Consider the following 12,734-nt stretch of genomic DNA (forward strand, 5'->3'; position numbering starts at 1 on the left):
GCGGTGTGTCAGTCAACTCATCGCTGAATGAAACACCGCATTCGCGAGCAGGCTCGCTCCCACACAGCATTCAGACCAGGCTTAGTCGCGGAAGTTGTTGAACTGCAGCGGCATGCCGAATTCCTTCGCACGCAGTGCCGCGATGGCTTCCTGGAGGTCGTCGCGCTTCTTGCCGGTGACACGCACCTGCTCGCCCTGAATGGCGGCCTGCACTTTCAGTTTGGCCTCCTTGATGTGGCCGACGATTTTCTTCGCAAGTTCTTTGTCGATGCCTTCCTTGAGGATGGCGTCCTGCTTCATCAGTTTGCCGGAAGCGTAAGCCTCCTTGACCTCGAGGCACTGCACGTCGATCTTGCGCTTGGTCAGCGCCAGCTTGAGGATTTCGATCATCGCTTCGAGCTGGAAAGCGGCTTCGGCGGTGAGGCTGACGGTCAGGTCTTTTTCCTTGAACTCGAAGCTGCCTTTGCCTTTCAGGTCATAACGACGATCGAGTTCCTTCACGGCGTTCTCGACCGCGTTGGTAAGTTCGTGTTTGTCCAGTTCGGATACCACGTCGAACGACGGCATGTAATCTCTCCAATAAAAAGGCGCGCTCGATGTGGATGGAGCGCGCTTGGCTTGCGGTTAAAATCGGGCTCATTATAACGGGTCTTTTCCTACCGATACGGCGAGCCGCACATGCCTGCAAGCAATCGAGCAAAAAACTGATGTCGACCATCTGGCATGTCTTGGGCGCCGGCAGTCTCGGCACACTCTGGGCGACACGGCTGGCCCGCGCCGGATTGGCCGTGCGACTGATCCTGCGCGACCCGTCACGCTTGCGCAGCTATGCAGCTGGTGGCGGATTAACCCTGGTAGAAAACGGACAAGCTCATACCTATGCAGTTCCCGGCGAAACCCCGGACAGCCCCGAGCCGATTCGCCGTCTGCTGGTCGCGTGCAAGGCCTATGACGCCGAAGAGGCCGTCGCCCGCCTCGCTTCACGCCTCGCTCCGGATGCCGAATTGATCCTCCTGCAAAACGGTCTGGGCAGTCAGGACGCCGTGGCCGCGCGCCTGCCGCAAGCGCGCTGCATCAGCGCGTCCAGCACCGAGGGCGCGTTTCGCGATGGCGATTGGCGGGTGGTGTTCGCCGGCCACGGTTTCAACTGGCTGGGCGATATCGGCAATCCGCTGGCACCGGTCTGGCTCGACGATCTGCAAGCGGCAAATATTCCCCATGAATGGAGCGCCGACATCCTCACTCGGCTGTGGCGCAAACTGGCGCTGAACTGCGCGATCAACCCGCTGACCGTGCTCCACGACTGCCGTAACGGCGGCCTGACAGCGCATCACTGCGAGGTCGCTACGCTCTGCGCCGAACTGACTGAACTGCTCGAACGCTGTGGTCAGCCGACAGCGGCAGACAATCTGCAAGCGGAGGTCGAGCGGGTGATCCACGCCACCGCCGCCAATTACTCTTCGATGTATCAGGACGTCGCCAACCAGCGCCGCACCGAAATCAGCTATCTATTGGGCCACGCGTGCAAAGTCGCTGAGCGCCATCAGTTGAACCTGCCGCACCTGCACCAGTTGCAGCAACGTCTGGTCGCTCATCTGCGCAACCGTGGATTGCCCAGCGACTGAGCAGCCGCTAGGCTGACGGCTTGTTCCCCTGCTGCGATAAACCCGATGCCATTGCGCCAGCGCCTCGAAAACCTGCCGGTTGGCCAGAAACTGCTGGCCGCCCTGCTGGTGTTGTTGACCACGGTTCTGCTGGTCGCCAACCTGACCTTTATCAGCGCCGCCTACTACATTTCCCAGGAAAGCATGGCGCCACAGGCCCTGCAGACCATCGGCCGGCTGATCGCCAATCCGAGTCTGGTCAGCGACGCGCTGGAGTCGCCGCGCAGCGCCGAGCGCCTGCTCAAGGAACTCGACAGTTATTCACCGTTGCGCGCCGCTGCCCTGTACGACGGCAAGGGTGAACGTCTGGCGCAGGTGCAGCGCGGTGAAAAGCTCAGCCTGCCCGAGCGCTATCGCCATGTCGAAGCCTGGCAACTCACCGAATTTCGCAGCAATCAACTGATCACCCTGCCCCGCCCCGGTGCCGCGCCGGGGCATCTGTTGCTGGTCGCCAGCAGCGAATTGCCGATGGCGTTCTACACCGGCACCCTGACCGCCAGCCTCGGCATCCTGATCTTCAGCGTCTTGTTGTGGCTGGTGATTGCCCGGCAGATCAAACGTCTGATCACCCGCCCCATTCATCAGCTCGAGGAGCTGTCCCGCCAGGTCACCCGCGAAGAGAACTACGCGCTGCGCGCTGCACGGGGCAATCACGACGAAATCGGCAGCCTGGCCGAGGCGTTCAACACCATGCTCTCGCGCATCGAAGCCCGCGAGCAGCAGCTCAAACGCGCCCGTGATGACTCGCAAGCCGCCTACGATCAGGCGCAGGGGCTGGCCGAGGAAACCCGCCACACCAATCGCAAACTGGAGCTGGAAGTCCAGGTGCGCAGCAAGATCGAGAAGAAACTCACCGGCTTCCAGAATTACCTCAACAGCATTATCGACTCGATGCCTTCAGCGCTGATCGCCCTCGACGAGCAGCTTTACGTCACCCAGTGGAACCAGGAGGCCAGCGCGCTCTCCGGCACGCGCCTGGACGAGGCACTGAACCAGCCGATCTTCCTCGCCTTCGAACCGCTCAAGCCGTTTCTGCCGCAGCTCAAGGCTACCGTCGAGCAGCACACCGTGGCGAAAGTCGATCGGGTGACCTGGTTCAAGGACGATGAACCGAAACATTACGCGCTGACGTTTTATCCGCTGATGGGCGGTGCCGGGCGTGGCGTGGTGATCCGTATCGACGACATCACCCAGCGCCTGTCGCTGGAAGAAATGATGGTGCAGTCGGAGAAGATGCTCTCGGTCGGTGGCCTTGCGGCTGGCATGGCCCATGAAATCAACAACCCGCTTGGCGCGATCCTGCACAACGTGCAGAACATCCGTCGGCGGTTGTCGGCGGATCTGCCGAAGAACATCGAGACCGCCGAACAACTGGGCATCGAACTGGATGCCGTCAACCGGTACCTGCAGGGCCGCGAAGTCCCGCAATTGCTCGATGGCATTCAACAGGCGGGCGCCCGCGCGGCGAAGATCGTCACGCACATGCTCAGCTTCAGCCGTCGCAGCACCCGGCAGATGGCGCCGTGCGATCTGCCGGCGCTGATCGATCAGGCGGTGGAAATCGCCGGCAACGACTTCGATCTGGCGATTGGTTTCGACTTCAAGGGTCAAGCGATCATCCGCCAGTTCGATCCGGCATTGGGGCCGGTGCCGGGCACCGCCAACGAGCTCGAACAGGTGCTGCTCAATCTGCTGAAAAACGCCGCCCAGGCGATTCATCAGCGCGAAGACGACAGCGAACCGGGACGGATCATTTTGCGCACCAGACTCAATCCGCCGTGGGCCGAGATTCAGGTCGAGGACAACGGCATCGGCATGAGCGAGAACGTGCGCAAGCGTACCTTCGAGCCGTTCTTTACCACCAAGGAAATCGGCCAGGGCACCGGCCTTGGCTTGTCGGTGTCGTACTTCATCATCACCAACAACCACAAAGGCCAGATGGAAGTGCAGTCGGCGCCCGGTCAGGGCACTTGCTTCACCCTGCGTCTGCCGCTGGTACAACCGGCGCCGTTGACCGCCGAAACCAATTCACTACCGAGGTAACCCATGGGCTTTCGCTTGTCGAAGATCTACACCCGCACCGGCGACAAAGGCGAGACCGGCCTCGGTGACGGCCGTCGCGTCCCCAAGGATCACCCGCGCATCGAGGCGATTGGCGAGGTCGATACGCTGAACAGTCAGGTCGGCGTGTTGCTGGCGGGCCTGCTCGCCGAGCGTGAAGTGCATCCGGGGCTCAACGAGATCATTGAGGTGTTGGCGCCGTGTCAGCACCGCTTGTTTGACCTTGGCGGCGAACTGGCGATGCCGGCGTATCAGGCGCTGAACGAGGCTGAAATCCAGCGGCTGGAAGCGGCGATCGATGTCTGGAATGAAGAGCTGGGGCCGCTGGAAAACTTCATCCTGCCCGGCGGCTCGATGTTGATTGCGCAAGCGCATGTCTGCCGCAGTCTGGCCCGCAGCGCCGAGCGCCGGTGTCAGCATTTGAACGCGATCGAACCGTTGGCCGGGGTTGGCCTGGCGTATATCAATCGGCTGTCGGATTTGCTGTTTGTGGCCGCGCGGTTGATTGCGCGGCGGCAGGGAGTGGCGGAGATTTTGTGGCAGCCGGCGGCAAAACCTGAGAAGAAGTAGCGCCTGTCAGGGCGCCTTCGCGAGCAGGCTCGCTCCTACAGTGACCATATTTCTTCAGTTGAAACGCGGTCATTGTAGGAGTGAGCCTGCTCGCGATAGGGTCAGTAGCCGCTATACAGGATCAGGCCAGAACGCCCGAATCCCCGCCACACCCTGCGCCCCGACATCCCAAGCCTTCTCACGCTCCGCCGGCCCTACCCCACCGAGCAGGAACACCGGTTTGCTAAAACCGTCAATCAACGCCGCAGCCTGCTCCCAGCCCAACGGCTGTGCATCCGGGTGCGTCAGCGTCGGCTGCACCGGCGACAGGGTGACGAAGTCGACGCCCATCTGCTCCGCCAGCGCCAATTCCTCAGCGTTATGGCACGACGCCGCGAGCCAGCGCTCCGCCGGCAACGGACGCCCTGCCGCCGCGTATTTCCGCAGCTGGGCGGCGGTGATGTGCCAGCCCGCCGACGGGAAATCGCCGAGCCACTCGAACGGCCCCTTGATCATCAACTGCGCCTTGCCCGCGCACAGGCCAACCGCGTCCACCGCCAGATCGCGGTATTTCGGGTCGTAGCCATTCGGTGCGCGCAGCTGGATCAATTTGATGCCGCCAGCAATCGCCTTCTGGATGCCGCGCAACAACGCCGGGCCTTCGAGATCTTCCGGGGTGATCAGGTATTCGGCAGGCAAACGCGCCGCCGCGACGATTGGCTGGTTAGCCGCCGGGAATTCATAGTTGACCAGCTCTCTGGCGCTGACCCAGGCCAGTGGCTGGCCTTCAGCACCGTGGGGTTCGTCGCTGAATGCCGAAACTTCCCAGACATCCAGCAACACCTGTTTGTCCGGGTAGTCGTGGCGAACCTTGATCAACGGACGGGCAGCATCAACGACGATGCCCAGCTCTTCGTGCAGCTCGCGAGCCAGTGCCGATTCGACTGATTCGTCAGCCTCGACCTTGCCACCGGGAAATTCCCACAAGCCGCCCTGATGCTGAGTGTCGGCGCGGCGGGCGATAAGGATTTTGCCGGCGCCGTCACGAATGACGGCAGCGGCGACGTGGACGCGTTTCACGGGTTCAATTCCTCCAGTCCAGCCTTTTGCCACGCCTTGAAGGCGGGCCATTGGTAGACGGTTTCAACATAAGCTTCGTCGATCGCAGGCAGCTTCACCTGATAAGTGCGCAGGCGCACGGCGATCGGCGCGAAAAAGGCATCGGCGAGGCTGACCCGCCCGAACAGGTATGGCCCCTCTTCCGTTGCCGCCGCACGGCATTCGGCCCAGAGCGCGAGCATGCGTTCGATATCGACCTTCACTTCTGGCGGCACCGGGTTCAGCGGCGCGTCCTGGCTGAGGTTGAACGGCATGTGGTTGCGCATGGCGAAGAAACCGCTGTGCATTTGTGCGCAGGCCGAGCGGGCCTGGGCGCGGGCAAAAGTATCGCTCGGCCAGAGCTGCTCGGACGGAAACTGCTCCGCGAGGTATTCAGCGATGGCCAGCGAATCGGCGATGGTGCCGCGGGTGGTCTGCAGCAGCGGCACCTTGCCGGTCGGCGAATGCTTGAGCAGGCGTTCGCGGGTGTCGGGCTTGCCGAGTTTGATCAGCTCTTCGCTGTAGGGTGCGCCGGTCAGCTCCAGCGCCAGTGCCGCACGCAGGGACCAGGAGGAAAGCAGTTTGTCGCCGATGATCAGGTGCAGGGACATGGTGTGGCGCCTTTTCGTCAGAGGGAAAACTCTAATTTTGTAGTGTCCGGACTGGCGCTATCGCGAGCAGGCTCACTCCTACAGTGGATGTGTGAAACGACACATATCTCTGTGGGAGCCAGCCTGCTGGCGATGCAGGCGACTCGGTCCCAGGCTGGATCAGGTGCGGTATTCAGCGTTGATCTTCACGTATTCATGCGACAGGTCGGTGGTCCAGATGGTTTCGCTGCAATCGCCGCGACCCAGTTCAATGCGGATGGTGATTTCTTCCTGCTGCATCACTGCCGAGCCCTGAGCTTCAGTGTAGGTGGCCGCACGGGCGCCACGGCTGGCGATGCACACGTCGCCGAGGAATACGTCGATCTTGCTCACGTCCAGGTCCGGCACACCGGCGCGGCCCACGGCGGCGAGGATGCGCCCCCAGTTCGGGTCGGAGGCGAACAGCGCGGTCTTGATCAGCGGCGAGTGCGCCACGGTATAGCCGACGTCCAGGCATTCCTGGTGGTTGCCGCCGCCATTCACTTCAACAGTGACAAACTTGGTCGCACCTTCGCCGTCACGCACGATGGCCTGCGCCACGTCCATGCACACTTCGAACACGGCTTGTTTGAGCTTGGCGAACAGCTCGCCTTCTGCGCGGGTGATTTCCGGCAGCGCGGCTTTGCCAGTGGCGATCAGCATGCAGCAGTCGTTGGTCGAGGTGTCGCCGTCGATGGTGATGCGGTTGAACGACTTGTTGGCACCGTCGAGCATCAGGTTGTGCAGCACGTCGCGGGAGACTTTGGCATCGGTGGCAATGTAACCGAGCATGGTCGCCATGTTCGGACGAATCATCCCTGCGCCTTTGCTGATGCCGGTGACGGTGATGGTCACGCCGTCATGCTCGAACTGGCGGCTGGCGCCCTTCGGCAAAGTATCGGTGGTCATGATGCCGGTGGCAGCAGCTTCCCAGTTGTTTTCCGACAGGTCGTCCAGCGCGGCTTGCAGTGCGCCTTCGATTTTCTCGACCGGCAGCGGCTCGCCGATCACACCCGTGGAGTACGGCAGGATCTGGCTGGCGTCGACGCCGGTCAGCTCAGCCAGTCTGGCAGTGGTGCGCTCGGCGGCGGCCAGGCCTGGTTCGCCGGTGCCGGCGTTGGCGTTGCCGGTGTTGGTCAGCAAGTAACGCACAGCGTTGTTCACGCGTTTTTTCGCCAGGATCACCGGCGCGGCGCAGAACGCGTTCAGGGTGAACACGCCAGCCACGGTCGAACCTTCAGCGCAGCGCATCACCACCACATCCTTGCGCCCCGGGCGCTTGATGCCGGCCGAGGCGATACCGAGTTCAAAACCGGCAACCGGGTGCAACGTTGGCAAAGGACCAAGACCAACAGCCATGAATGCGCTCCTTACTCAATGATGTCAGCACCGCCACGGGAAAGGACGGTGGGATAAATGGCAAAACGCCGCGACGGCAGGAGCCGGTCGCGGCGCGGGGTGTTCAGCGATTGAAACGGGTTTTACTGGATCTGCCCGTGGCAATGCTTGTATTTCTTGCCCGAACCGCAGAAGCACAGTTCGTTGCGACCCAGCTTCTGCTCGTTGCGAACCGGAGCAGCGGCGGTGGCCAGCGCCACATCGACCTCTTCACCCAACGCTTCCGGCTGATCCAGCCCAGGGGCTTCGGCGTGTTCGAACTGCATGCGCGCCGCCAGTGCTTCGGCTTCCTGACGCAGGCGCTGCTCTTCGGCTTCCGGATCTTCGCGGCGGACCTGAACGTGCGAGAGCACGCGGATCGAGTCGCGCTTGATCGAATCGAGCAGCTCGGAGAACAGGGTGAACGACTCGCGCTTGTATTCCTGCTTCGGGTTCTTCTGCGCATAACCACGCAAGTGAATGCCGTGACGCAGGTGATCCATGGTCGACAGGTGGTCTTTCCACAGGTCGTCGAGTACGCGCAGGACGATCTGCTTCTCGAACGAGCGCAGCGCCTCGGCACCGGCCTGGTCTTCTTTCTCGTTGTACGCCGCCATCAGCTCGGTCATGAGCTTCTCGCGCAGGGTTTCTTCGTACAGGTGATCGTCTTCGTCGAGCCATTGCTGGATCGGCAGCTTCACGCCGAAATCGCTTTCGATGGACGCTTCCAGACCGGCCACGTCCCACTGCTCTGGCAGCGATTGCGGCGGAATGTGCGCGCTGACGGTAGCGTTGAGCACGTCCTGACGGAAGTCGGCGATGGTTTCACCGATGTTGTCAGCGGCCAACAACGTGTTACGCATGTGATAGATCACTTTACGCTGTTCGTTGTTGACGTCGTCGAACTCGAGCAATTGCTTGCGGATGTCGAAGTTGCGGCCTTCAACCTTGCGCTGCGCCTTCTCGATCGCGTTGGTCACCATGCGGTGCTCGATCGCTTCGCCCGGCTGCATGCCCAGGGCTTTCATGAAGTTCTTCACCCGGTCAGAGGCGAAGATGCGCATCAGGCTGTCTTCCAGCGACAGGTAGAAGCGGCTCGAACCGGCATCGCCCTGACGGCCGGCACGGCCACGCAGCTGGTTGTCGATACGGCGTGATTCGTGACGCTCGGAAGCGATTACCTGCAAGCCGCCGGATTCCAGCACTTGTTGGTGACGCTTCTGCCAGTCGGCCTTGATCTGGGCGATCTGCTCAGGGGTCGGGTTTTCCAGCGAAGCGACTTCCACTTCCCAGTTGCCGCCCAACAGGATGTCGGTACCACGACCAGCCATGTTGGTGGCGATGGTCAGCGCACCCGGACGACCGGCCTGAGCGATGATTTCGGCTTCTTTCTCGTGGAACTTGGCGTTGAGAACCTTATGTTCGATGCCTTCTTTGACGAGCAATGCGGACATGTGCTCGGAAGTCTCGATGGTCGCGGTACCCACCAGCACTGGACGACCGGCCGCCATGCTTTCCTTGATGTCCGCCACGATTGCCGCGTATTTCTCTTCGGCGGTGAGGAACACCAGGTCGTTGTAGTCTTTACGCGCCAACGGTTTGTTCGGCGGGATGACCATGACTTCCAGACCATAGATCTGGTGGAATTCGAACGCTTCGGTGTCGGCGGTACCGGTCATGCCGGACAGCTTGGTGTACAGACGGAAGTAGTTCTGGAAAGTCGTCGAGGCCAGGGTCTGGCTCTCGGCCTGAATGTTCAGGCCTTCCTTCGCTTCGATCGCCTGGTGCAGGCCTTCGGACAGACGACGACCCGGCATGGTCCGGCCGGTGTGCTCGTCGACCAGTACGACCTGGCCGTCCTGCACGATGTATTCGATATTGCGGTTGAACAGTTTGTGCGCACGCAGACCGGCATAGACGTGGGTCAGCAGACCGAGGTTGTGCGCCGAGTACAGGCTCTCGCCTTCGGCCAGCAGGCCGACGCGGGTGAGCATGTCTTCGATGAACTGGTGACCGGCTTCGTTGAGCTCGACCTGACGGGTCTTTTCGTCAACGGTGTAGTGTCCGGCCTTGGTGACCTGGCCTTCGACTTCCTCGACGTGCAGTTCCAGCTGCGGGATCAGTTTGTTGATCTCCATGTACAGCTTGGAGCTGTCCTCGGCCTGACCGGAAATGATCAGCGGGGTACGCGCTTCGTCGATGAGGATGGAGTCGACTTCGTCAATCACGGCAAAGTTGAGTTCGCGCTGGAATTTTTCATCCATGCTGAACGCCATGTTGTCGCGCAGGTAGTCGAAACCGAATTCGTTGTTGGTGCCGTAGGTGATGTCGGCGGCGTAGGCGGCACGCTTCTCTTCCGGCGGCTGGAACGGCGTCACGACGCCGACGGTCAGGCCGAGGAATTCATACAGCGGGCGCATCCAGTTGGCGTCACGGCGGGCCAGGTAGTCGTTCACGGTCACAACGTGCACGCCCTTGCCGGACAATGCGTTGAGGTAAACACCCAAAGTGGCCACGAGGGTCTTGCCCTCACCGGTGCGCATTTCGGCGATCTTGCCTTCGTGCAAGGTCATGCCGCCGACGAGTTGCACGTCGAAGTGGCGCATGCCCATCACGCGTTTGCCGGCCTCGCGGGCTACGGCAAAGGCTTCCGGCAACAGCTTGTCGAGGGTTTCCCCTTTGGCGATACGGGCCTTGAACTCGGCGGTCTTGGCACGCAATTGATCGTCCGAAAGGGCCACCATTTGCTCTTCGAAGGCATTGACGAGCTGCACCGTCTTGAGCATGCGTTTGACTTCACGCTCGTTCTTGCTTCCAAAAAGTTTCTTTAACAAAGGCGCAAACATATCGGCAGGATCTTCCACACTAAAGGGATGGAGGGCGGCCCCGTGAGTCGCCCGTGCAGCCCTCATGGCCGCATGCGAACGAGCATTCTACCCGGAAACGGTGGTGAGGAAAGTGGCGATGTTCCACGATGCTGGCACTGCGCTTTGACGGGGCTCACTTAAAATAGGGGCGTTTTGCTCAACTTCAACCCGTCGGGGAAAGAAGTCAGGCGTTGATTTAATGAGCAAAGCAGGGACAAAAGCAATGGGCCAGTGGTTCCACAGCTTTCTGCTAACATGGCGCCTCTGTTACTTCAGGTGTTCGATCATGGCGTTTCGCCCTCTTACGGCCAGAGCACCCGCCGTCCTGTTACGCGAAGCCAGGCCGCTCAAAGCCATCCTCGGCCATGCCCAGCGCCTCGAGCATTTGCAGCGCCTGCTCGAAAGCCAGCTGCAACCGGCCGCCCGCGAGCATTGCCGGGTGGCCAAGTGGCGCGAAGGCGAACTGTCGCTGGTGGTCACTGACGGTCACTGGGCCACGCGCCTGCGCTACCAGCAAAAACGCCTGCAACGGCAGCTGCAATTGTTCGAAGAGTTCGCCAGCCTGACGCGGATCAAATTCAGTGTGCGCCCGCCGATCGTCCAGCATCGGGCGACTGGGCACACGATGGATTTGTCGAGCAGCGCGGCGGAGACGATTCAGTCGACGGCCGACGGGATCAGCGATCCGGGATTGCGCGCGGCGCTGGAGCGGTTGGCGGCGCATGCCAAGGGTAAAGCCTGAAGCAAAATCAAAAGATCGCAGCCTTCGGCAGCTCCTACAGAATGAATGCATTTCAACTGTAGGAGCTGCCGAAGGCTGCGATCTTTGCTTTTAGCGGCGCTTGCTGCCGCCGAGCAGCGACCCCATCAACCCGCGCACCAACTGCTTGCCGAGGTTATTGGCCGCCTGGCGCATCGCCGATTTCAGCGCCTGCCCTGCCGCCGTGCCGAGGAATTCCCCCGCGCGATCAGCGAGGCTTGGCCCTTCGGCCTGTTTACCTGCCGGCGTTTCGGCCTCAGGCGCCAGCCCTTTGCGACCCATCAGGATTTCATAGGCCGACTCACGATCGATCGGCTTGTCATAGCGGCCCCTGAACGGCGAGCCGGCGATCAGCATGGTGCGTTCGGTTTCGGTCAACGGCCCGATCCGCGATTGCGGCGGCGCCACCAGCACGCGCTGGACCATTTCCGGCGTGCCCCTGTCGGTCAACGTGCCCACCAGCGCCTCGCCAATCCCCAGTTCGGTCAGCACCGACAGGCTGTCGAACGCCGGATTCGGCCGAAAGCCATCCGCCACGGCGCGCAGGGATTTCTGTTCTTTTGCGGTGAACGCACGCAGACCATGCTGAATGCGCAAGCCCAACTGCGCCAGTACATCGTCCGGCAGATCCGCCGGCGATTGGGTGACAAAGTAAACCCCCACACCTTTGGATCGGATCAAACGCACCACTTGCTCCAGACGCTCCTGCAAAGCCTTGGGCGTGTCGCCGAAGAGCAAATGCGCCTCGTCGAAAAACAGCGCCAGCAGCGGCTTTTCGGCGTCGCCGCGTTCGGGCAGTTGCTCGAACAACTCGGCCAGCAGCCACAGCAGGAACGTTGCGTAAACCTTCGGCGCCTCGTGCACCAGCCGGCTGGCGTCGAGCAGATGGATGCGGCCACGGCCATCCGCCCCCGGTTGCAGAATGTCCTCGAGTTGCAGCGCCGGCTCGCCGAACAGCGCTTCGGCGCCCTGCTGTTCCAGCGTCGCCAAGCGGCGTAACAGTGCCTGGCTGGAACCGGTGGTCATCAGCGCCGCGTCTTCGCCGAGCAACTGCGGGTTGTCCTTGAGGTGATTGAGCAGCGCTTTCAGATCCTTGAGATCCAGCAGCAACAGCCCTTCGCGATCCGCCACTTTGAAGGCCGCGTAAAGCGCCGACTGCTGACTGTCGGTCAGCTCGAGCAGGCTGCCGATCAGCAACGGGCCCATTTCGCTCAGGGTGGTGCGCAGCGGATGACCGGATTCACCGTGGATGTCCCACAGCGTGACGGGATAAGCCTGAGGCGTGTGACCGAGCCACGGCATGCCGGCAATGCGCTCGGCCACTTTGCCCTGCGGGTTGCCAGCGGCGCCGAGGCCGCACAGGTCGCCCTTGATGTCGGCGGCGAACACCGCCACGCCAGCATCGCTGAACGCTTCGGCCAGACGCTGCAACGTCACGGTTTTACCGGTGCCGGTGGCGCCGGCGATCAGTCCGTGGCGGTTGGCCAGGCGCATGGCCTGAGCAATGGGTTGCGCGGCCGGATCAGCGCCGATAACGAGTTGCAAGGAGTCAGGCATTTTCTCACCCAATGGTTAATCTTTGATGACACATGGCCGATACATAAATTGGACAGACCCGTCAGAAATTCGGGTCGGACATTTCCCTAAGGAGAGCCGGAAATTTCAGTTTTTCAACCTTGCCCATAGTGCGCGCCTCTATCAAAGCACGCCCAGGACATTAAGACCTTAG

General features: G+C 61.6%; 10 protein-coding genes. 4 read left to right on the forward strand and 6 right to left on the reverse strand.

What is annotated here, in order from left to right:
* Positions 1-81 precede the first annotated feature (81 nt).
* On the reverse strand, positions 82-567 hold the full coding sequence (locus tag DCO47_RS04415) for a YajQ family cyclic di-GMP-binding protein (RefSeq protein WP_042607296.1): 486 nt from the start codon (positions 565-567) through the stop codon (positions 82-84).
* Between the two features lie 140 nt (positions 568-707).
* On the opposite strand from DCO47_RS04415, the gene DCO47_RS04420 reads away from it, so the two are divergent.
* Genes DCO47_RS04420 through DCO47_RS04430 form a run of 3 tightly spaced genes read left to right on the forward strand, consistent with a single transcriptional unit; the run spans position 708 to position 4,295 of the window.
* On the forward strand, positions 708-1,625 hold the full coding sequence (locus tag DCO47_RS04420) for a putative 2-dehydropantoate 2-reductase (protein ID WP_116657555.1): 918 nt from the start codon (positions 708-710) through the stop codon (positions 1,623-1,625).
* 45 nt (positions 1,626-1,670) lie between these two features.
* Positions 1,671-3,707: a HAMP domain-containing sensor histidine kinase gene (locus DCO47_RS04425; protein WP_042607298.1), complete on the forward strand. Its 2,037-nt coding sequence runs from the start codon at positions 1,671-1,673 to the stop codon at positions 3,705-3,707.
* Between the two features lie 3 nt (positions 3,708-3,710).
* Positions 3,711-4,295 (forward strand): cob(I)yrinic acid a,c-diamide adenosyltransferase, encoded by a 585-nt coding sequence (locus tag DCO47_RS04430; RefSeq protein WP_065616722.1) that lies wholly within the window; start codon positions 3,711-3,713, stop codon positions 4,293-4,295.
* A 111-nt stretch (positions 4,296-4,406) separates the two neighbouring features.
* Here the strand turns inward: DCO47_RS04430 and DCO47_RS04435 are convergent, their stop codons facing one another.
* The 4 genes from DCO47_RS04435 to secA all read right to left on the reverse strand — a co-directional run bounded on the left by DCO47_RS04435 (position 4,407) and on the right by secA (position 10,224).
* On the reverse strand, positions 4,407-5,354 hold the full coding sequence (locus DCO47_RS04435; protein ID WP_116657556.1) for a Nudix family hydrolase: 948 nt from the start codon (positions 5,352-5,354) through the stop codon (positions 4,407-4,409).
* A complete protein-coding gene (locus tag DCO47_RS04440) occupies positions 5,351-5,983 on the reverse strand; it encodes a glutathione S-transferase family protein (protein WP_083353445.1) in 633 nt (210 codons plus the stop codon). The genes DCO47_RS04435 and DCO47_RS04440 overlap by 4 nt, the downstream gene beginning before the upstream one ends.
* Positions 5,984-6,142: 159 nt before the next feature.
* A complete protein-coding gene (gene argJ, locus DCO47_RS04445; protein WP_065616720.1) occupies positions 6,143-7,360 on the reverse strand; it encodes a bifunctional glutamate N-acetyltransferase/amino-acid acetyltransferase ArgJ in 1,218 nt (405 codons plus the stop codon).
* A 122-nt stretch (positions 7,361-7,482) separates the two neighbouring features.
* The gene (secA, locus tag DCO47_RS04450) at positions 7,483-10,224 is read right to left on the reverse strand and encodes a preprotein translocase subunit SecA (protein ID WP_042607303.1); all 2,742 of its coding nucleotides are present in this window, start codon (positions 10,222-10,224) and stop codon (positions 7,483-7,485) included.
* Between the two features lie 307 nt (positions 10,225-10,531).
* Between secA and DCO47_RS04455 the strand changes: the two genes are divergently transcribed.
* Positions 10,532-10,987, forward strand: a complete 456-nt coding sequence (locus tag DCO47_RS04455; protein ID WP_042607304.1) for a DUF721 domain-containing protein — start codon at positions 10,532-10,534, stop codon at positions 10,985-10,987.
* Between the two features lie 90 nt (positions 10,988-11,077).
* Here the strand turns inward: DCO47_RS04455 and DCO47_RS04460 are convergent, their stop codons facing one another.
* A complete protein-coding gene (locus DCO47_RS04460; protein ID WP_116657584.1) occupies positions 11,078-12,562 on the reverse strand; it encodes a helicase HerA-like domain-containing protein in 1,485 nt (494 codons plus the stop codon).
* Positions 12,563-12,734: the final 172 nt, after the last annotated feature.

The sequence above is a fragment of the Pseudomonas sp. NDM genome (assembly GCF_003105095.1).
Lineage (GTDB): Bacteria > Pseudomonadota > Gammaproteobacteria > Pseudomonadales > Pseudomonadaceae > Aquipseudomonas > Aquipseudomonas moraviensis_A.